The following is a 20636-nucleotide window of genomic DNA, read 5'->3' as shown; positions in this document are numbered from 1 at the left end:
ATGGTCGCGCGCGAATACGCCCAGCTGGCCGAGCGGTGCGACGCCGCCGGCATGAAGTGCTCCTCGATCGAGACGCAGGGCGCGGGCGGCGGCCGACCCGGCGACCGCGAGGCCGCGATCTTCCGGGACATCGAGCGCCTGCGCGTGCTCAGGCGGCGGATCGGTGACGGGCTCGCGCGCGAGGTCAGCCGGAACCGGCCAAGCGCCACCGGCGGGCCACGGTCGGCGATCCGGGTGCGGCGCCTCGTCGATGACGTCACGCTGAACGGGCTGACGCTTGACCAGGTGTTCGATCGCTGCGGCTGGAGGAACGTCAACGCAAAGATGCGCGGAGAGCTCCGGGGCGCCCTATGTGGTGCGCTCGACAGGATGCGGGGCTTTGACTTGGCAAGACCGCAAGATGCGGCTTGACAGTTAGTCCCGCCGGATTCATCACTTGTGGCATCATCACGAAATGCGCCCGGGGCAGAGATGCCGCCGGGCGCAACTCGTTCGGGATACCCTAGGCGCGCCCGCCGACCGGCGCGACAGTTACAGGCCAGCTGCAGCGGCGGGACGGCCCCTAGTCCACGATGTGCTGGTTAAGTGACCGCAAGTGGAAGCGGATCTTCTCGAGGTTAATAAGAGCTCGATCTAACGCCTTGAGAAACGCGAAGATCGTCAGACCGGCAATGAGGAAACCGGTTGCTGGGGCGTACGCCTGAAGTGTGGCCATGGACCCGGCAGCGGCGATGCAGATAATTAGGTTCGACCAAGCAACAATCGTAAGCATTGGGGTCTCCCGAAAATAATGTCGGGAAGCATAGCTTGGCGGCCGACGCTGCGGCAACCGTTCTGCGCTCGAACTCTGGCCGGCCCCCAAACCGCGGGTCCTTCCCGGGCTGCGGCCGTATACGGGGCGGCTGAGCGCACGTGTTTCGGAAAGCTAAACGAAATCAGAAGCCTAAACCGAATGGCTAAACCTTGGAGCCAAGGCTAAACGTCGAAGGCAGGCGGGCATGAACACCACGCAATTGGCGGAGAAGCTCGGCCTGACCAAGGGCCGGATCAGCCAGTACGTGCGGGAGGGCAAGCTCGACGGCTGCTACACCGGCGACGGGCGGCAGCGCAGCTTCGACCTCGACAAGGTGGCGGCGCGGCTGGGCCGCCGGCTCGACGCGGGCCAGATGATGGGCAACGGGGCGGAGACGCGCCGGCGGCTGCGGGATCTCGATCCCGAGCCCGCGCCGGTCCCCGAAGATCCGCCGGCACGTCCCGACGCCGAGCTGCGCAAGACCGATCCCGACCGCTACGAGCTCGCTCGGATCCACAAGGCCGAGGAGGAGGCGCGGCGGTTGCGGCGCCAGAACCTCGAGGCGGAGGGCACGCTGGTCCTGGCGGACAAGGTGGCACAGGCGACGGCGCGGGCGCTCGCCCAGGAGGTCGCGGAATTCGAGAGCGTCATGCGCCGCGCGGCGCGCGGTGTGGCCGACGAGCTCGGCGTCGACTTCAAGACCGTGCGCCGGATCATGATCGAGAGCTGGCGGGCCCATCGCGGCGAGCGCGCGGTGGCGCTGGCCGCGCAGGCGGAGGAGGCGCACATGGACGCCGACGAGCGGGACGCGGACATCTGACATGGGGTTCCTGACCTCGGCCGAGGCGGTCGTCCGCGGGGCGATGGCCCAGGCCATGGCGCCGCCGCCTCCGCCCGACATCACCCGGTGGTGCGCCGAGAACATCGTGTTCGACGCGCGCTCGCCGATGCCGGGACCGTTCGACATCGCGCGTTTCGCGTTCCTGCGCGAGATCCACGAGGTGCTGTCGCCGGAGCATCCGAGCCGCGAGGTGACGATCCGCGGCTCCGCGCAATGGGGCAAGACGGTCTCGATCATCCAGCCGACGCTGGCGGAGTGGCACGAGCACACGCCGCTCGACAGCCTGGTGGTGCATCCGACCCAGAGTGCGGCGACCGAGTGGGTGAACAACAAGTGGATGCCGATGCGCCGAACGGCGCCCGGCCTCATCCGCATCTTCGGCGCCGGCCGGGGAGAGAACCGGGACAACACGTTCAACCAGGAGACGCTGGACCGAAACGGATCGCTGAAAGTCGCATCGGCCGGCTCGCCCTCTGACCTGACGGGCACCAGCCGCCGGCTCGTGATCCTCGACGACCTGTCGAAGTTCGAGACCTCGGAGAAGGGCGATCCCGAGAAGCTCGCCGAGAGCCGGGCGTCGGGTTACGAGGACGCGAAGCTGCTGCGCGTCTCCACGGCGATGATCAAGGGCACCTGCCGGATCACGCTGGCCTACGAGCGCAGCGACCGCCGTCTCTACCACGTGCCGTGTCCGCAATGCGGGCACGCGCAGCCGCTGACCTGGGAAAACTTCCGGGCGACGATCGATCCGGAACGCCTGCACGCCTCGCATTTCACCTGCGTTGCCTGCCTCGCTCCGATCCGGCACGCGGACAAGGAACGGATCGTCGCCCGTGGTCGCTGGGTCGCGCAGAACCGCAACGGCGACCACCCGGGGTTCCACCTCTGGCGGGCCTACGCCCCGCAGCGCGACTGGGCCTCGATCGCGGTGGAATACGCCCAGATCATGGGCTGGACGCGGATCGAGGGGCGGAGTGCTGCACCCGGCTCGGAGGCGCGACCGGGCAAGGCGACGACGCCGACCGTGAGCGCGGCGGCCGAGCAGGTGTTCTGGAACGACGTGCTGGGGCTGCCCTACGAGCAGGCGACGGACGCGCCGGACTGGGAGCAGCTGCGCGACCGGACCGAGAACGCCGAGCCGGGCGCGGTGCTGGACCGCGGCATCCTGCCGGCGGCGGGTTTCATCTTCGCGGCGGGCGTGGATTGCCAGGACGACCGGATGGAGGCGCAGCTCGTCGCGTTCGGGCGGAACCGTCGGCGGTGGGTGATCGACTACCGGGTGATCCCGCACCACATCGGCGATGACGACGGGCGGGCGCAGCTGAACGCGCTCCTGAAGCAGAAGTGGCGCACCGCGCTCGGCCTGTCACTGCCGCTCGACGCGCTCGCGATCGATGGCGGCGCCTATACCGACGACGTCTGGTCCTGGGCCAAGACGCACCCGTGGAGCCGGGTGATCATCGTGAAGGGCGCGGGGACGCAGAACGGCCCGCTGATGGCGGCGCAGAAGTTCGAACGCCGGCGCGACGGCAAGGCGAAGCGCGCGCAGAAGCGGGCGTTCAACCTGAACGTCTCGTCGATGAAGGCCGGCCTCTACGGCCATCTCGAGAAGGAGGATCCCGAGGAGCGCGGCTACACGCGGTTCGCGCGGGACCTCGGCGACGAGTATTACCGCATGCTGACCGCGGAGACGCGGGTGCTGCAGCGGAACGCCGTCGGCGTGATGACCTCGAAATGGGTGCTGGTCGAGCCGACGCGCCGGAACGAGGCGCTCGACACGATGAACTACGCCGAGGCGGCGGCGCTCCGGAAGGGCTGGGCCGCGATGACCGACGACCAGTGGGACGCGCTCGAGGCCGAGCGCTCCGCGGCCCCGCGCGAGGCGCAGGGCGATCTCTTCGACGCAGAACTGCCGCTGGCGGCCGCCTCGGCCGTGGCGGCGCCCGCCAAACCGAAACCCGTCGGCCCCTCGGATGCCGGCGCCCGATTGCTGAAGGTCCTGAACCCCGATGGCTGACACCGCCACCCTCGAAGCCCGGCTCGAAGAGGCCGAGACCGCGCTGCACCAGCTCGCGCTCGGGCAGCAGGTCACCGTCGTCGGCTATGACGGGCACCGGACCGAGTTCGCGCCCGGCGACGAAAGCCGGCTCCGGCGGTACATCGCGACGCTCAGGCGGCAGCTCGGCCGGCAGGTCGGACGCGGTTCGCATCGGGTGATCTTCTGATGGTGCGATCGCTGACGGAAATCCCGAAGGTTCCGCGCAGGCGGGCGACGGCGGGCGGTCTGCGCGATGCGGGTTTCAACGGCGCGACGCCCTACACGGCGGCGGATTCGGCGATCGACACGCTGGCGGGGTTCCTGCCCGAGAACCGGGCGATCGACGCGGAGATCCTGCCGGGCCGCGATCGCGTCTCGGCCCGCGCCCGGGACCTGGTGCGGAACAACGGCTGGGCGACGGGCGCAATCGCGAAGGAGGTCGACAGCGTCATCGGCGCGAACTTCCGGCCGCTCCTGAAGCCCGACTGGCGGGCCCTTGGTCTCTCGGCCGAATGGGCGCGCGCCTTCAAGGAGGCGGTCGAGGCTCGCTGGCGGTCCTATGCGGATGATCCCCGCAAGCTGGCCGACACCACGCGGTCGCAGACGGTGTCGCAGATGTTCGGCACGGCGTACCGGACCTACCTCGTCGATGGCGAGGCGCTGGCGCTGTTGAACTGGCGCCGGTTCCGCCCGACGAAAACGACGCTGCGCCTCGTCGACCCGGACCTGCTGACCAACCCGAACGGCGGGGCCGACACCGCCGGGCTGCGCGGCGGGGTCGAGATTAGCCGGGACGGCGCGGCGCGGGCTTACCATTTCCGGCAGGGTCACCCGGCGACGACGTGGGCGAACTACGCCGACGCGTTCCGTTGGAAACGCATCGCGCGGGAAGGCCGGAATGGCCGCCCGCAGGTGCTGCACTTCTTCGACAAGGTGCGCGACGGGCAGACCCGCGGCATCAGCCGTCTGGCGCCGATCGTCGAGAAGCTGAAGATGGAGGACCATTACAGCCGGGTGGAACTGCAGGCGGCGGTGATCAACGCGGTGCTCGCCGCCTTCATCAAGTCGCCGATGGGCCCGGAGGTCATCGACGAGCTCTTCGGCGAAGGCGACGGGCAGGCGTTCCTCGGTTACCAGGCCGCGCGGTCCGAGTACTACCGGGACCGGCCCGGCATGAAGATCGGCGGCGCCCGGGTGCAGACGCTCTATCCGAACGACGAGATCGGCATGGTGAACACGGCGCGGCCCGCCGCGCAGTTCGCGGATTTCGAATCCGCGGTGCTGCGGCACATCGCGTCGGGCCTCGGCGTCAGCTACGAGCAGCTCGCCTCGGACTGGTCGAAGACGAATTACAGCTCGGCCCGCGCGGCGATGATCGAGATCTGGCGCGGTTTCGCCGCGCGGCGGACCACCTTCGCCCAGGGCTTCTGCCAGCCGTTCTTCATGGCCTGGCTCGAGGAACAGGTGATGGACGGTCACATTCCGCTGCCGTCCGGTGCGCCCGACTTCTACGCATTCTGGCCCGCCTACGCCCGGACGAAGTGGATCGGGCCCGGCAAGGGGTTCGTCGACCCGGTGAAGGAGGCGCAGGCCGCCGCCATGCGCGTGGCGCTCGGCCTCTCGACGCTCGAGGAGGAAGCGGCGGAACTGACCGGGACCGACTACGCCGACAACATGGAGCAGATCCGCTCGGAGATCGACGCGATGCCCGAGGGCACGCTGCACCCGATGCAGGAGAGCTTCGCCAAGCTGCTGGGTCCCGCGGTCGGCTACCCGTCCGATCACGATCGGCAGGCATACGAGGACTGAGATCATGCGACATCCGAACGTCGCGGCGCGTGTGTTTCACACGCCGCTTCTGGCTGCGCCTGCAAAGGCCGCGGCCTTCATCATGGGGTTTGGCCCGCGGATCACCGGCGTGGAGGTCGAGGTCGAGGGGGCGGCGCCGACACCCGAGGCAAGCGTCCGGGCACGTGCCTCGCTTCTCGACGACCGCCTCGAGGACGACCTGCGCGCGGGGCGCCGTGCCGGGTACCGGACGAAGGACGGCGTGGCCGTGATCCCCGTCACCGGCACGCTCGTGCATCGCGGCGCCTGGCTCGGCCAGTCGTCGGGCGAGACCTCGTACGAGGGCCTCGCGGCACAGATCGAGACGGCGGCGAGCGATCCCTACGTCCGCGGTGTCGCCCTGGAAATCGACAGCTTCGGCGGCGAGGTCGCGGGCTGCTTCTCGCTCGCCGACCAGATCAGGGCGCTCCGCGCCGACAAGCCCGTCTGGGCGTTCGTGTCGGACCACGCCTATTCGGCCGGCTACGCCGTCGCGTCGCAGGCCGACCGGGTGATCCTGCCGCGCACGGCCGGGGTCGGGTCCATCGGGGTGATCGCCATGCACGCGGATTTCAGCGGCCGGCTCGAAACTGTCGGGGTCCGGGTGACTGTGATCGCGGCGGGGGACCACAAGTCCGACGGCAATCCCTACGAACCGCTGCCCGAGAGCGTGCGGGAAAGCCTGCAGGCGGAAATGGAGAAGCTGCGCCTGATCTTCGCCGAGACCGTCGGCGCGGGACGCGGCGCGGCGCTCGACGCGGCCGGCGCGCTCGCGACCGAGGCGGGGACCTTCATCGGCGCGGATGCCGTCGAGGCTGGCCTCGCCGACGAGGTCGCCAACCCCAGAGAGGCATTCGAGCGCTTCGTCGCTCAGGTCAACGGCCGGCAGGCATCTGCGGCCGTCGGTGCAACCAGCAAGAGGAACTTCCCCATGAGCGACAAGCCCACGAATCCGGTCGAGCCGGCTCCGACCGCAGCGGTCCCCGAACCGGCGGCGCCCGCGGCAGGTGCGCCCGAGCCCGCGACGCCTCCGCAGGGCCCCTCCGCCGCTGACGAGCGTGCCCGCATCTCGGCGATCCTGAACCATCCCGAGGCGGCCGGCCGCGAGGACCTGGCCAAGAGCCTCGCGTTCGAGAGCGACATGAGCGCCGAGCAGGCCGGCAGGCACCTTGCCGCGGCTCCGAAGGCGTCGCCCCAGCAATCGCTCAGCGCGTCGATGGACGCGGAGGCGACCGAACTCGAGGCGCCTGGGCCGTCCGGAGCGGCCGCGGAGCCGACGCTCGCGCAGCGCGCCAGGGAACGCTGGGCGTCCTGATCCGGCGCGGCGGACCCGCCGCGCTTCCCTTCGCCTGAACCTGCAAAGGAGACACCCATGACGACCCTGACCGAGGGCAAGACGCCCGGAGACTTCCTGCTCTTCGAGGAGCAGGACCATTTCAGCCGCAAGGAGGCGACGATCGCCTCCGGTGCGGACCTCGTGCCCGGCACCGTGCTGGGCCGCGTGACGGCCTCGGGCAAGTACGTGCGCAGCGTGCGCACCGCGAGCGATGGCTCTGAAACGCCGGCGGCGGTCCTGCTGCGCGAAGCCAAGGCCGCGGATGCCGATGTGACGGGCGCGGTCATCATCGCGCGCCACGCGCGTGTCCGGCAGCTCGGCCTGACCTTCGACGCGAGCTGGTCGACCGAAGCCTATCGCGACACCGCCTGCGCCGCGCTCGAGGCGGCCGGCATCGTCGCCACCTGATCCGGCCCCGGCGGCACGCCGGGACCCATCCGAACGCGGGCTCTCCCGCACCTTCCGTCAGAAAGGAGAGCGTCACCATGGCGCATATCGACATCTTCAAGGGCGACGCCTTCAGCGCCATGACGCTCGGCGAGGCGATCCGCATCATCCCGAACCAGTGGGGCCTGATCGGGCAGATGGGTCTCTTCACGTCGAAGGGCATCCGCGGCACCAGGTTCTCTGTCGAGCTGAAGAACGGCGTGATCCAGCTGGTGCAATCGTCGCAGCGGGGCACCTCGCTTCCCGGGCATCAGCGTGGCAAGCGCCGCATGGTCGACTTCGCGACCGAGCGCTTCGGCCTCAAGTCCCGCATCACCGCCGACGACATCGACAGCATCCGCGCGTTCGGGTCGGAGACCGAGATGAAGCAGGCGCAGGACGAGGTGATGGAGCGGCAGGAGGACCTCCGCGGCTCGACCGACATCACCCGCGAGTACCTGCGCGCGGGCGCGCTGCAGGGCATCGTGCGGGATGCGGACGGTTCGGAGATCGCCGACCTCTTCGACAAGTTCGGCATCACCCGGAAGTCGGTCGACTTCGTCTTCGGCACGGCGACCACGGACCTGATGGCGAAATGCCGCGAGGTGACGCGGCACATCAAGACGAACCTGCTCGGCGACGTCTCGACCGGCGTCATGGGCCTGATCCATCCGGACTTCACCGACAAGCTCATGGGGCACGCCGATTTCAAGGAGCGGTACAAGTACTACCAGAACGTCAACGGGGGTGACCCGCTGCGCGACGACACGTCGGACGGCTTCGACTTCGGCGGCATCCGCTGGAAGGAGTACCTCGCCGAGGCGTCGGTTCCCCAGGAAGACGGCTCGACGGTCACGCGCGAGTTCATCCCCCAGGCGGAAGCGGAGTTTTTCCCGCTCGGCACCCGTTCGACCTTCCGGCAGTTCAACGGCTCGGCTGACTACATGGGCATGGCGAACCTGCCGGGGCAGGAGTTCTACTCTGCGCTGTTCCCCGACCGTGCAGAGGACCGGTACGTCGATGTCGAGGCGATGATGCAGACCCTGCCGATCTGCATGCGCCCCGCGGTCCTGGTGCGCGGCCACACGTCCAACTGATCCGCCCGCTGACGGGCCGAGCGTTCCCCGCGCCTCGCCATTCCAGTGACGGCGAGGCGCATTCATCTGGAGGAGAGACTTCCATGGCCAAGGCCGCATCCACCGCCCGGGTCCACGTGACCCTCTCGCAGGACCACACCTTCCGCGTCGACACCTCGACCAAGCGCACGCTGCCCGCCGGCTGGACGGGCTACGTCTCCGAGAAGGTCGCGAAGGAGATCGAGAAGGAAAGGCACGGCAAGCGCACGCCCGGCGCCGACATTCCCGACGCGGCCGAAGCCGCACCCGCGCCGAAGCCCGGCGAAAAGGGCCCGGACGGCAGCGATACCGTCGGTAGCGGGGCAGGCGCCGATACCGCGGCGGCCGCCTCTGGCAGCGATGCGACGGCCGGCGGCTCCGGTGCCGACCAGGTGATCGTCTGACCATGGCTGACCCGTTCGCGGCGGCGGTCGGCGCCGTCTTCCGGCATCATGGAATTGACGCTGTCGTCGATCCCGATGGCGCGGCGCGTCCCGTGCGGCTCCTCCCGCTCCGGCCGGACGCGGTCGTCGACATGGGCCGGCTCAACGTGCAGTCCGAGACTGCCGTCTTCGAGATCCGCGCCGCCGACGCCGCGAGCGTCACCCGCGGGACGATCATCGCGATCGGCGCCGAGCGTCGCCGGGTGCAGGCGACGCCACGGGCCGAGGACCCGCGCCGGCTGAAGCGGCACCTCGACACGGTGCCGGCCTGATGCGCCTTTCCGCCGCGCTCGAGGGAGACCTCGCCCGCTACATGGAGGAGGAGCTGGAGCTGGCGGAGCGCGCCGTGACGCTGGGCGTGCTTACCACGGGCGCGAACCTCAAGGCGGCGCTCAAGGCCGATACCGAGGCGGCGCTCGGCCGGCGGATGGGGCGGACCTGGCGGGTCGCGAACTATCCCGCGCGCGGCTATTCGCTCGAGGCCGCGTCCTTCCTGCATTCCAAGGCACCGGAACTCGTGCGGGCCTTCGACGAGGGCGCGACGATCCGCTCGCAGTCGGGCCGATTCCTCGCGGTGCCGACGCCCGCCGCGCCGGAAAAGGGCATCGGGCGCAAGCGCCTGACGCCCGCGAATTTCCCCGAGCACCGCTACGGCCCGCTGCGCTACGTCTACGTGAACCGCCGCCTCTCGCTCCTCGTCGCGGAGAACCAGCGCGAGCGGAAGGGCAAGCGCGGCGGATATGTCCGGTCGCGCAGCAAGCGCGCGCTCCGCACCGGCTACGGCCTCGTCTCGGTGCCGATGTTCTACCTCCTGCCGCAGGTGCGCCTTAAACCGCGGCTGCGGGTGGACGAGATCACCGAGGCGGAGGTCGCGAAGCTCGCCTCGAACATCGACCGGGCGTTCCGCGCCCTCGGCGCCTGAGGCGACGACCGATGCCGACGAGGCATGAAGCGATCACGCGTGCGCTGGTCGAGGCACTCGCGCCGCTCGCGGCGGAGGTGCACCGCGAGGCGGACCTTCCCGAGATCGTGCCGCCCGAGAGCCTCGTGAACGTGGTGCCCGAGGACCCCGAGGAGATCGAGCAGCGGCTCGGAACGGGCGTGCGGGACTATGCCCGCGCGTACACGCTCGAGCTGGTGGTCCAGGACCCCGAACCGGCAGCGCGCGCCGCGGCCCTCGATGCGCTGGTCGTCGCGGTCGCCACCGCGCTGCATGGCCAGAGGTTCGGCGGTCTCGTGGACTTCCTCCGGCTTTCGGCACCTCAGGACACCGACACCGTGCCGATGGAGGGCGCGGCAAGCCTGACGGGCGCCGTGGTGACGGTGACCGCCTTCTACGAAACCCCCGACAACCCGATGGAGACATTCTGATGCCCAATGCTCGCGGAGACGAAGCGAAACTGTTCTCGCGGCGGCAGGCCGCCTTCGGCGCGGCGGAGGCCGCCGGGCCCGGCAAGTTCCTCGCCCTGCCGTTCTACCGCTTCGGCGTCGTGCCGTCCGAGGACCGCAGCGAGGACGAGGTGATCCAGGGCGATGCCTTCCCCGGGGATTTCCCGCCGGGCCTCGTCAGCCTCTCGGGCGACATGTCGGTGCCGCTCGGCCTCAACTCCTTCGGCTGGCACCTGCAGAGCATCTTCGGCGCGCCGGCGACAACCGGCGACGGCCCGGACTACACGCATACCTTCACGGCGCAGGCGCAGCCGCCCCTGACGATCCTGACGCAGGGCATTTCGCACACGCGGATCGGGCGGCATTTCGTGCAGGACAGCATGACCTGCACCGGCCTGCAGATCGCGGCGCGAAAGGACAACCAGCGGGCCCGCGCGACGCTCACCATGATGGGGCGCGCCGAGACCTCGGCGGCGGAAGCCCTCGACGATTCCCCTGTGGTCTACGATCCCGACCCGGTGCCGCTCGGTTTCCAGGGGCAGGCGCTGGTGGCAGGCACTCCGGTCGCGGAGGTCACGGGCATCGACCTCACCGTCACCTCCGGGGTGGAGATGGACCAGGAGACACTGAACCAGGCGCGCACGGCGGCGGGCTTCGAATCCCAGCGCTGGTCGCTGACCGGCAGCCTCAGCGCCCGCTACGTCGACAACACCTGGTACGATCACGCCGCGAACGACACGCCGGTGAACCTGCAGCTGAAATTCGTGATCGACGCGGCCCGCTCGCTGCTGATCGACATGCCCGACCTGCGCTTCGCACTGACCGGCATCCCGGTCGAGGGCCGGGGCCCGATCTCGGCCGACTTCACCTTCCAGGCCAACCGTCCGGCCGCCGGCGCGGAGCTCGTCGCCTTTGTGCTGAAGAACCAGACGGCCGACTACGCGAACCCCGCCTGATGGCGCTGCGCCTTGCGCGGAAGCTCGCGGCCGAGCGGCGGCTCGAGCTGGGCTACGGCGTCGCCGTCACGGTGGCGCCGTTCTCCTTCGCGGATTTCAAGCAGGCCGAGGCCGCGGCGATGCGCGTGGCCGAGGCGCACCGGCCGCCGCAGGAGGCAGCTCTCGTCGAGGCGATCGACGACGAGGACCTCCCGCCAGAGACCATGGACAGCGTGCGGGGGCTCTTCGCCCAGCACCTCGTGGTCATCCTGCTCGCGCGGCACGGCCGTGGCTGGGAGGGCGTCGAGGCCGAGGACGGCACGGCGGCGCCGTTCACGACAGCCGCGATCGGCGAGCTGCTCGATCTCTTCCCGGGGATCGCGCTGACCCTTGCCCGCGACCTCCTCGCACCCTTCGAGGCGCTGGTGTCGGAGGGAAACGCCTCCGCGCCCTCGCAAGGTACCGGTACACCGGCGGGCTAGAACATTGCGCGGGCTGCGCGGAGTCCAAGGGCTTCGCCTGCGCAAGGTTCGGCGGCGAGGGCGCGTGCCCCGAGACAACGCACCGGCCCCGTTCGATCGAGGGCCGGGCCATCGCGGCCGACGCGGCCGTGATCATCCGACAGGCACGATCGGGCATCTCCGGCTTCGGAGGGCTCGATTTGCCGGGCTGCATCGCGCTGCTCGCGCGGCGCGGCCATGACCCCGACATCCTCGCCCTCCTGCTGCCGGCCTGGGAGCAGGGTCTCCTCAGGGCGGCAGAGCTCAACCGACCGCGGAAGGACACATGAACGGACGTACCCGCTCCTACAGCATCCGCCTCTCGGCGGAGGGCAAGCGTCAGCTCGAGGCCGACCTGCGCGCGCTCGGTGTCTCCGGCGAGCGCAGCCTGCGCAGGATCCAGGGCGCGGCGCGGCCGGCCTCGGCGGGGCTGCAGGCAACGGACCGCTCGGCGCGCGAGCTGCGCGGCTCGCTCGCGGCGGTCGGCCGGGAGCTTCCGGCGCTGCAGCGGCTCGCGGGTTTTCTCGGCACGACCGCGCTCGCGGGCGGCATCGTCGCCTTCGGCCGCGCGTCTCTCGACGTCGCGGGCCAGTTCCAGGCCGCCATGAAGCGGGTCGAGGCAGCGACGCTCGCGCCGGCCGACGCGCTCGAGCGGCTGCGCCGCGCTGCGCTCGACACCGGCGGCTCGACCGCCTTCACCGCCCGCGAGGCCGCGGACGCGATCGAGATCCTCGCCAAGAACGGGCTCGGCGTCGCCGACATCCTGGGCGGCGCGCTGACCGCGACCGTGAACCTTGCCGGCGGGCTCGGCGCGGAGCTCGCCCCCGCGGGCGATCTCGTGACCGACGTGATGCAGCAGTTCGGGCTCGCCGCATCCGACCTGCCGGACGTGGTCGACGCGATCACCGGGGCTGCGCTGAAGTCGAAGTTCGGCTTCGACGACCTGCGGCTCGCGATCGGGCAGGCGGGTGGCGTTGCCGGTCAGTTCGGCGGGGATTACCGCGAGACCCTCGCGGTGATCTCGGCGACCGCGGCGGGGTTCGCGTCGGGCTCCGATGCGGGGACAAGCTACAAGAACTTCCTGCAGCGGCTGACCCCTCAGTCGGACCAGGCAGCGGACGCCATGCAGCGGCTCGCGCTCGAGTTCTACAACGCCGATGGCAGCATGAAATCCATGATCGAGATCGCGGGCGAGCTGCAGGACGCGACGGTCGCGCTCAATGACGAGGCGCGCAACTCCGCGTTCCAGACCATCTTCGGTACCGACGCGATCCGCACCGCCCTCCTTCTGGCGGACCAGGGCGCGGACGGCCTGCGCGACGTGGCCGCGGCGCTCGGGGACGTGTCGGCGGCGCAGCAGGCCGAGGTGCGGCTGCGCGGGCTCGAAGGTGCGCTGAAGGAGGTCGCGGCAGCCTGGGAGGCAATGCAACTCGCCTCTGCCGACGCGGGCGGGCTCGACCTGGCCGAGGCGGCGGTGCGCCGGCTGACCGAGGCGCTGCGCTACGTCTCGGAGAACTTCGCGCAGGTCGAGGAAGTCGCCGAGCGCGTGGCGCAGGCGCTTGTGGTCTTCCTCGTGGGGCGCGGCGTGACCCTCGCCATCGCCAAGGCCGCAGCCATGCGGGCGGCCTACATCGAGCTTGCGGGCGCGGTCACCGGTGTCGGTACGGCAGCCTCGCGCAGTGTCGGCGCGCTCACACGGCTCGGTGCCGCGGCGCGGGTTCTGACCAGAACGCTCGGCGGGCCGCTCTCGCTCGCCATGACCGCCGCCTCGGTCGCGGCGCTGGCGATCGATTTCGACAGCACCTCGGATGCCGTCGAGCGCGCCGACAGCGCCGCAATGGAGGCGGTGCGCGCCCTCGACGCCTTCCGGGACGCCAGCCGTCGTGCGGCGGACGAACAGGCCCGGCTCGGCGAGACCGTGTCGGACGCGACCCGAAGCATGCTCGAGCAGAGCCGCGCCCAGCTCGAACAGGCGCTTTCCGACGTCGAACGCACCTACGAGGCGGCGCGCGACTCCTTCGGCCGCGGAAACCTGCGCGGTCTCCAGCGCCAGCTCTCGGTCGAGGGGTCTCTTCCGGGCCGTGCCCGCTCCGAACTGGAGGCGATGCTGTTCCCGCGGGACGCGGCGAACGGCTTCATGCAGCGCCTCGAGAGCATGGCGCAGTCGGTCCGCGACGGTCGCAACGACGTCGGAGATCTCGCCGCGGAATTCGAGCGGCTGCAGGCGGCCGGATCGGTGCTGGAAGGCGTGCGGGACAGGATCCTCGACATTCTCGACAGCGGCGACCGGCTCCGCGACAATCCCGCACTCGCGGGTTTCCGCGAGGCGGCGCGCGAAGCCGGGCTCTTCGAGGACGAACTCGCCGCCATCGCCGAGGCGGCATCCGAACAGCAGCTTGCCGACGCCTATCTCGAGCTCGTGCGGGCGCTCACCGAGGCGACGGAAGCGGGCAAGCTCCTGCGCGCGGAGGGGCTGTCCGGGTTCCGGGAAAACCTCGACAGCCTGGTCGAGACGGAGGACCGGCTCGACGAGATCCGGGACGCGCTGCAAGGCAATCTGGACCTGGCCGAGGACATCGACGGCCGGCGCCCCTTCGACGAGACGGCGGACAGCGCGGAGGAAGCCGCGGCGGCGGTACGCCGGCTGACCGGCGCGGCGGCGGAATACTATCGCAGCCGCGAGCTCGGGTCCGAGCCGCCCGCCGGTGCCGAGGACACGCTGAAGCGCATCTCGGGCGTGGCAGACGGACAGGAGGCGAGCGCCATCCTGCTGCGCTTCTTCGAGGGATTCCAGGCGACCGCGAAGATGGACGTGAACGCGTACCGGGCAGGCTACGGCTCCGACACCGTGACACTTGCGGACGGCTCGATCCGCAAGGTGGTGGAGGGCATGCGCGTCAGCGTCGAAGATGCGGAGCGTGACCTCTACCGCCGTGTGGGCGAGTTCCAGGACGTGGTGATCGGGCAGATCGGCGCGGAGCGTTTCGACGCGTTCACCGGCTCGCAGAAGGCGGCGCTGACGTCCATCGCCTACAATTACGGAGAACTGCCCGGGCGGATCCTCGGACCGGTCCGCGGAGGCAGCGATGCCGATATCGCCGCGGCCATCCGCTCGCTCCAGGGCGACAACGACGGCATCAACGCGCGGCGCCGGCGCACCGAGGCGGCCGTGTTCGGCCGCGGGCTCGGCGTCGACGCCGGCGTGGAGGCAGCCGCAGCCGCGCGGAAGGCCGCGGCGGAGGATGCCGCCCAGGCGGCCGAGGATCGCGCCGAGGCTCAGGCACGCGAGGCCGAGACCCTGCAGCGCCTCGTGGCCATCGGTGACGAGCAGATCGCCCAGCTGCAGCTCGAGACCGAGCTGACGGGCAAAAGCGCTGCCGAGCAGGTGCGCCTGCGCACCATGTTCGAGCTTCTCACGGCCGCGAAACAGGCCGGCATCGATCCCGAGCGCCAGCTGACCGAGGACGGGCGACGCCTGATCGATGTCTACCGCGAGCAGGCCGCGGCAATCGCGGCGCGCACCACGGCGCAGGAACAGTCGCAGGCGGCAAGCGACGCGGAGCGCGCGCGGTTCGAGGAATCGAAGGGCGCCGTGCGCTCGGCGTTCGAGGAGCTGAAGCCCGGAGGCGGTGGGATCACCGCGTTCTGGGACAGCCTGCTCGGCCATATCGGCGACAAGCTCTGGCAGCTCGCCCTGGACCCGGTCTGGGACATCCTGGCGCGGCTTCTCGACGACGTGCTCGGGGGGTTCGGCGCAGGCGTCGGCGCGCCGGCACCGGCCGCGGTTCCGAGCCGTGCCTCGGGCGGGGGCCTCGACCGCTATGCGGGCGGCGGGCGGATCGCGGAACGGGCGGCGGGGCTGCTGTCGGGCGCGGGTGGCAAGCGGCAGGACAACCTCCTGTTCTGGGGATCGCGCGGCGAGTTCATGCAGCCGGCCGCCGCCGTGGACTATTACGGCGCCGACTTCATGGAGGCTGTCCGGCAGCGCCGGTTCCCGCGCCTGGCCGACGGCGGCAGCCTCGGGGGGATGCCCGCGGTCCCGACCGGGCCGCGCGGGGGCGCGCCGGTGGTGAACGTGCCGGTGACGGTGCGCAACGAGAGCGGGGCGCAGGTGTCGGCCGAGCGCAATCCGCAGGGCGGCATCGACGTGCACGTGACCGACCGGATGATCGACGACTATTTCGCGCGCGGGCGCGGCGACGGCGCGCTCCGCCGACGCTTCGGCATGCGTGCCAGGCCGCAGGGGGCGTGAGCATGCCCATCTGGCCGGCCAGCGTGCCGTTTTTCACTGCCGCGAGTGCCTATCGGCGGCGCAGCCCCGAGGGGAATGTCCTGCGCACCGAGATGGAATACGGCCCGCCGAAACGCCGCCGGCGCACGTCTTCGGCGCCGGCGCGGTTCGAGGGCGCGATCCGGAACCTCGACCTCGCGCTGCTCGCGGTTTTCGAGTCTTTCCACGCGGAGACGCTCCTCGACGGGGCCCTCTCGTTCACCGCGACCGATCCGCTGACCGGCGAGACACGGACCTACGCCTTCGCCGGTCCCTATACGGTCGAGCCCTACCGCAAGATCGCCTGCACCGTGTCCGCACAACTGGAGATCCTGTCATGAGGCTCTTGTCGCCGGTCTTTCTCGAGGCGATGCACGCGCAGGAGAGCGGCGAGGTCCTTGTGCCGATCATCGAGCTCCGGCACCCGTCCTGGGAGGCGCCGCTGAGGCTCGTCAGGGACAGCAGGCCGCTCGTGCATGCCGGCCAGACCTTCATCGCGTACCCGTTCGACATCGCGCTGCCGGACGATGACGACGAGGGCAGGGCGGTCCTGCGCTGGACGGCCGAGAACGTCTCGCGCGACCTGGTCTCCCACCTGCGCGTGGTGACCGACAAGATCGAGGCGACGATCGCCTGGGTGCTGACGTCGCAGCCGGACACCGTCGAGGCGGGGCCCTTCGATGTCGAGATCACAGGCGTGACCTACGACGCCCGGACGATCACCGGCGAGATGACGGTCGAGCCCGTCCTCGAGGAGGCCTTCTCGCGCCTGCGCATGACGCCGCGCACCACGCCGGCGGTGTTCTGAGCCATGTGGTCCGATGCCTGGATCGGCCTGCCCTACGCGACGCGGGGGCGGGGGCCGGACGTCTATGACTGCCTCGGCCTCTATCTCGCGCTGAATGCCGCGCGGCTCGGCCGCGTGCTGCCGGACCCCGGCTGCGACCAGCGAGCGGCCGTGCGGAACCGCGTCGTAGCCGTGGAGCGCATCCGCTACCGCCCGGTCGAGACGGCGGAGGAGGGCGACGCCATCCTGTTCCGCGCCGCCGGCCGGCCGCTGCACGTGGCCTACGCCATCGACGACCGCGACATGCTGCACATCGGGCAGGACACCGGCGTCAGCGTGCTCGAGCGCTGGCGCGCCTCGCGCTGGCTCTGCCGCCTCGAAGGGATCTTCCGCCCTCATGCCTGACACCCCGATGACGATCGACACGGTCGCGCAGTGCCATCCGCTTGCGACCGCGGCCCGGCACCGCACCGTCCCGGCGGGCGCGACGGTTGGCGAGATCGTGCGCGATCTCGACCTGCCGCCGCGGTACGGCCTGCCGCAGGCCTGGCTGATCCGGGGCGGCGATGTGCGGATCCTGCCGCTCGACATGTGGCGCCACGTGCGCCCGAAGCCCGGCACCCGTGTCGAGATCACCTATCCCGCGCCCGAGGGCCCGGCGGTCGTGGCCGTCGCCGCCGCGGCCGCGCTGCCCTACGCCGCGAGCTACGTTGCGGGCACGCTCCTCGGGCTGACGGCCGGGACCCTCGCCTACGGGCTCACGGTTGCCGCGGTGACGGTGGTGGGTTCGCTCCTGATCAACGCGCTGATCCCGCCGGCACAGCAGGGCGGCGGGCAGGGCCCGCAGAACTACGCGATCACCGGCGTGCAGAACGCCGTGAACCGCTACGGCGTCTATCCCAAGGTGCTGGGCCGACACCGCATGTTCCCGGTGAAGACGGCGACGGGCTATTCGGAAACGGTCGGCAGCGACATCTACTACCGCGGGCGCATGGCGCTTGGCTGGGGACCGGTGGCCCTCGAGGACCTTCGCATCGGCACGACGCCGATCACGGAGTACGAAGGCGTCGAGCTCGAGTTCCTGAACGTCGACCGCGCACGCACGCTCGCCGCGATGCCCGAACTCGCCGACATCATCCGCACCAAGGGCAGCGAGCGACACGCCCCCGATGCGCAGCTGCGCAGCGTGGGCGCGGAATACGTCCTGAGGCCAGATGCTGCACCGAACTCGGTCGAGATCGCGGTGCGCGCCAACGCGCGCCTTGGCGTGCAGTCCTACGACTACGAGATCCAGTCACGTGCGCAGGGCGCTGCCGCCTGGACGGTGGAGGAGGCGGTCTTCGCGGCTGGCACCGGGGAGCGGACCTGGACCGGCAATTACGCGGACGGGCAGGAGCGCGAGTTCCGCGTGGTGGTCACCGCGATCGCGGGCGACGCTGGCAACTCTGCGCCCCCGGTCTCCGGTTGGTTCGGTGCGCCGGCGGCGCTGATCGTGACCTCGGCCTATGCCGAGTACGCCGACCAGGGCGCGACGCCCGGGTGGCGGTCGGGCACCGAGACCATGCTGACCTACCCGGGTGACGTGGCCGAGGACACCTACAACGTGCTCCTCGAGCAGAACGACCCGGTGTCGCGCTTCACCCGCGACGAGACCGCCTCGGCCTCGATCGACATCCAGTTCTCTCAGGGGCTCTATGACTCTGACGACGGCAGCACCGACGCGCACTCCGCGAGCTTCGCGTTCCGTTACCGCCGCGTGGGCGCGACCGCGTGGACCGATGCCGGAAGCCAGACCTGGACCGGCGAATGGACCACGCTCATCCGGTTCTCGAAGGACATCACGTTCCCGACGCCGGGCGAATACGAGATCGAGATCACGCGCACCTCGTCGATCGACGGCGATTCCGGCGACCAGAACAAGGGCTGGCTGACCGCGATCCGGTCGTTCCGCGACGGCCGTATCCCGAGCCACGCGGGCATCGCCGAGATCGCGTTCCGCATCAAGGCGAGCGAGGAACTCTCGGGCCAGGTCGACAGCTTGAATTGCATCGTGCAGCAGCTGGCGCCGGTCTGGACCGGGTCGGGCTGGACCGCGCCGCAGCCGGTGCGCCACCCGGCATGGATCTATCTCGATGCGATCCGTGGGCCGCACCTGCGCCGGCCGGTACCGGACGCGCGCATCGACCTCGCTGGGATCAAGGCCTGGGCCGAGGAGGAGCCGCACTGGACCTGCGACTACGTGGTCGATACCGACACGCAGCTCGCCGAGGTCCTCGACGTGATCGCCGCGTCGGGGCGCGCCAAGCGGGCGCTGACCGACCTGCAGTATTCGGTCATCCGTGACGGCGGCGCCGGGCCGGTGCGCCAGGTATTCGGGCCGCGGAACAGCTGGGGCTTCCGTTCGGCGCTGGCCTTCCCGCGGGAGATCCACGGGCTGCGCTGCAAGGTGCGCTCCGAGCGGCTCGAATGGGAGGAGGACGAGGTCCTCGTCTTCATGGATGGCTACGACGCCCGCACCGCGACGGAGCTCGAGACGCTCGACCTGCCGGGCGTGGTGGTCACGGCCGGCGACGAGGACGAAGGCAACGCCTACCGGCTCGGCCGCTATCACCTCGCCGTGTCGCGGACCCGCACCGAGGTCTTCGAGTGGCACGCGGACTGGGAACACATCCGCATCCAGCGCGGGGACAAGGTGCAGTTCGTGCACGACGTGCCGAAGATCGGCGTCGGGACCGCGCGTATCGCCGAGGCGATCTTCGCGGCCGGCACGCTCGACAGCTTCGTCCTGGACGACCTTTTCGACTTCGAGGCGGCCACGTTCCGCGTGACGGTGCGTGGCCGGGACGGCACGCGGCACGTCTTCCAGGCGCGTTCTCCGGACGACCCGGCCACGCGGACCTGGACGTGGGTCTCAGGGGGCGCGCCGGCGACGGGCATTGCCGCGGGCGACCTCGTGGTGATCGAGGAGCTGACGCAGGAAAGCCAGGAACTTCTCATCACCGGCATCTATCCCGGCCCCGACGAGAGCGCGCGCATCACCGCCGTTGACGCCAGCCCCGAGGTGCTGGAGGCGGCGACGGGTGCGATCCCGCCCTATGCGCCGATCGTGACCGAACCGCGCGCCTCGGCGCTTTCCGGCCCGGTCAAGCCCGTGGTGGTCGAGGCAGTCTCGGGCGAGGGCACGAAGCTCGTGGCGGAGGATGGCACCGTCGTGCCCCGCATCGCGGTGACGATCGCGCCGATCTCCACGTTCCAGTCCGCGGGCATCTCGGCCCAGCTGCGCTGGCGGCGCGCCGGCACCGAGAATCCCTGGGCGTACGGTGTCGCGACGCCGGTGCAGGACTACACGTTTCATACCGGCGCGCTGCTGCTCGGCCGCGCCTACACGGTGGAGGTCCGCACGGTCGACGCGCAGGCGCGTTCGCGCGGCTGGGTCGCGGCGGGCGAGGTCCTCGCCTCGGCCGACCCGGTGCCGCCGCCGGTGGTGAACGGCTTCGATGTCGCGCCGCTTGTGATTGCGGACAGCGCAGGCGCCGATCGGCGGCCGGCGCTGCGGCTTACCTGGACGCCGCCGCCCTCGCGCATCCGGCAGATGACGTGGGCCGTGCGGGTGCAGGCGACGGGGCAGGTGGTGCAGCAGGGCGGCCGCGCCGAGGCGCAGGAAGGCGCCACGATCGTCTCGGGCAACATTGTGCCGGGCGAGACCTACGAGGTGCGGATGAGCCACCTCAACGGCGCCGCGGTGGACCCCGTCTGGACGGCCTGGCTCGCGGTCGTGGCGCCGGACGTGCGGTTTTCGGCGGCGGACCTGGTCGACGAGCTGGGCGCGAAGATCGATGCGGCCTTCGAGCGGCACGATGCGGAGCTGGAGGAGGCGGCCGGGACCGTCGCGGAGCTGCGCGACGCGGCGATTGCGGCCTACGGGGATTACCGGCT

At 70.7% G+C, this 20636-nt stretch carries 19 protein-coding genes and 1 pseudogene; all 20 read left to right on the top strand.

All coding sequences use genetic code 11. From position 1 onward, the window contains the following. A pseudogene (locus RISW2_RS25105) lies at positions 1–411 on the top strand (hypothetical protein); the annotation flags it as partial. A gap of 587 nt (positions 412–998) precedes the next feature. Further along, positions 999–1613, top strand: a complete 615-nt coding sequence (locus RISW2_RS20955) for a hypothetical protein (RefSeq protein ID WP_043774732.1) — start codon at positions 999–1001, stop codon at positions 1611–1613. Between the two features lies 1 nt (position 1614). Further along, the gene (locus tag RISW2_RS20950) at positions 1615–3651 is read left to right on the top strand and encodes a phage terminase large subunit family protein (RefSeq protein WP_043774730.1); all 2037 of its coding nucleotides are present in this window, start codon (positions 1615–1617) and stop codon (positions 3649–3651) included. Next, on the top strand, positions 3644–3859 hold the full coding sequence (gene gpW, locus RISW2_RS20945; protein WP_043774729.1) for a gpW family head-tail joining protein: 216 nt from the start codon (positions 3644–3646) through the stop codon (positions 3857–3859). Before RISW2_RS20950 ends, gpW begins: the two co-directional genes overlap by 8 nt. Further along, a complete protein-coding gene (locus tag RISW2_RS20940) occupies positions 3859–5481 on the top strand; it encodes a phage portal protein (RefSeq protein ID WP_051492238.1) in 1623 nt (540 codons plus the stop codon). The genes gpW and RISW2_RS20940 overlap by 1 nt, the downstream gene beginning before the upstream one ends. Before the next feature lie 4 nt (positions 5482–5485). After that, the gene (locus tag RISW2_RS20935) at positions 5486–6814 is read left to right on the top strand and encodes a S49 family peptidase (protein ID WP_043774726.1); all 1329 of its coding nucleotides are present in this window, start codon (positions 5486–5488) and stop codon (positions 6812–6814) included. Positions 6815–6871: 57 nt separating this feature from the next. After that, positions 6872–7243, top strand: coding sequence for a head decoration protein (locus tag RISW2_RS20930; protein WP_043774724.1), 372 nt, complete (start codon positions 6872–6874; stop codon positions 7241–7243). Between the two features lie 77 nt (positions 7244–7320). Continuing rightward, positions 7321–8358, top strand: coding sequence for a major capsid protein (locus RISW2_RS20925; protein WP_043774722.1), 1038 nt, complete (start codon positions 7321–7323; stop codon positions 8356–8358). An 83-nt stretch (positions 8359–8441) separates the two neighbouring features. Beyond that, entirely contained in the window at positions 8442–8780 is a 339-nt protein-coding gene (locus RISW2_RS20920; protein WP_043774720.1) for a hypothetical protein, read from the top strand. A gap of 2 nt (positions 8781–8782) precedes the next feature. Further along, a complete protein-coding gene (locus tag RISW2_RS20915; protein WP_043774718.1) occupies positions 8783–9091 on the top strand; it encodes a head-tail joining protein in 309 nt (102 codons plus the stop codon). Further along, on the top strand, positions 9091–9741 hold the full coding sequence (locus tag RISW2_RS20910) for a DUF6441 family protein (protein WP_043774716.1): 651 nt from the start codon (positions 9091–9093) through the stop codon (positions 9739–9741). Before RISW2_RS20915 ends, RISW2_RS20910 begins: the two co-directional genes overlap by 1 nt. Before the next feature lie 11 nt (positions 9742–9752). Further along, the gene (locus RISW2_RS20905; RefSeq protein ID WP_043774714.1) at positions 9753–10190 is read left to right on the top strand and encodes a hypothetical protein; all 438 of its coding nucleotides are present in this window, start codon (positions 9753–9755) and stop codon (positions 10188–10190) included. Continuing rightward, positions 10190–11164 (top strand): phage tail tube protein, encoded by a 975-nt coding sequence (locus RISW2_RS20900; protein ID WP_043774711.1) that lies wholly within the window; start codon positions 10190–10192, stop codon positions 11162–11164. The genes RISW2_RS20905 and RISW2_RS20900 overlap by 1 nt, the downstream gene beginning before the upstream one ends. Further along, the gene (locus RISW2_RS20895) at positions 11164–11625 is read left to right on the top strand and encodes a hypothetical protein (RefSeq protein WP_043774709.1); all 462 of its coding nucleotides are present in this window, start codon (positions 11164–11166) and stop codon (positions 11623–11625) included. Before RISW2_RS20900 ends, RISW2_RS20895 begins: the two co-directional genes overlap by 1 nt. A gap of 128 nt (positions 11626–11753) precedes the next feature. After that, a complete protein-coding gene (locus RISW2_RS20890) occupies positions 11754–11933 on the top strand; it encodes a DUF7697 family protein (RefSeq protein WP_043774707.1) in 180 nt (59 codons plus the stop codon). Continuing rightward, positions 11930–15895 carry a phage tail tape measure protein gene (locus RISW2_RS25530; RefSeq protein WP_043774705.1) on the top strand — a complete coding sequence of 1322 codons (3966 nt, stop codon included), beginning with the start codon at positions 11930–11932 and terminating at the stop codon, positions 15893–15895. Before RISW2_RS20890 ends, RISW2_RS25530 begins: the two co-directional genes overlap by 4 nt. Before the next feature lie 2 nt (positions 15896–15897). Then, positions 15898–16254, top strand: a complete 357-nt coding sequence (locus tag RISW2_RS20880) for a hypothetical protein (protein WP_043774703.1) — start codon at positions 15898–15900, stop codon at positions 16252–16254. Continuing rightward, positions 16251–16721 carry a DUF1833 family protein gene (locus RISW2_RS20875; RefSeq protein ID WP_043774701.1) on the top strand — a complete coding sequence of 157 codons (471 nt, stop codon included), beginning with the start codon at positions 16251–16253 and terminating at the stop codon, positions 16719–16721. The genes RISW2_RS20880 and RISW2_RS20875 overlap by 4 nt, the downstream gene beginning before the upstream one ends. Before the next feature lie 3 nt (positions 16722–16724). After that, on the top strand, positions 16725–17105 hold the full coding sequence (locus RISW2_RS20870; RefSeq protein WP_043774699.1) for an NlpC/P60 family protein: 381 nt from the start codon (positions 16725–16727) through the stop codon (positions 17103–17105). Further along, positions 17098–20636: host specificity factor TipJ family phage tail protein (locus tag RISW2_RS20865; RefSeq protein ID WP_156943925.1), on the top strand; the 3539-nt coding region annotated here is incomplete at its 3' end. The genes RISW2_RS20870 and RISW2_RS20865, both read left to right, overlap by 8 nt.

Source organism: Roseivivax isoporae LMG 25204 (assembly GCF_000521865.1).
GTDB classification, from domain to species: domain Bacteria; phylum Pseudomonadota; class Alphaproteobacteria; order Rhodobacterales; family Rhodobacteraceae; genus Roseivivax; species Roseivivax isoporae.
Note: the sequence above shows the minus strand (reverse complement) of the source record. Positions and strands in the feature narration are given on the sequence as shown.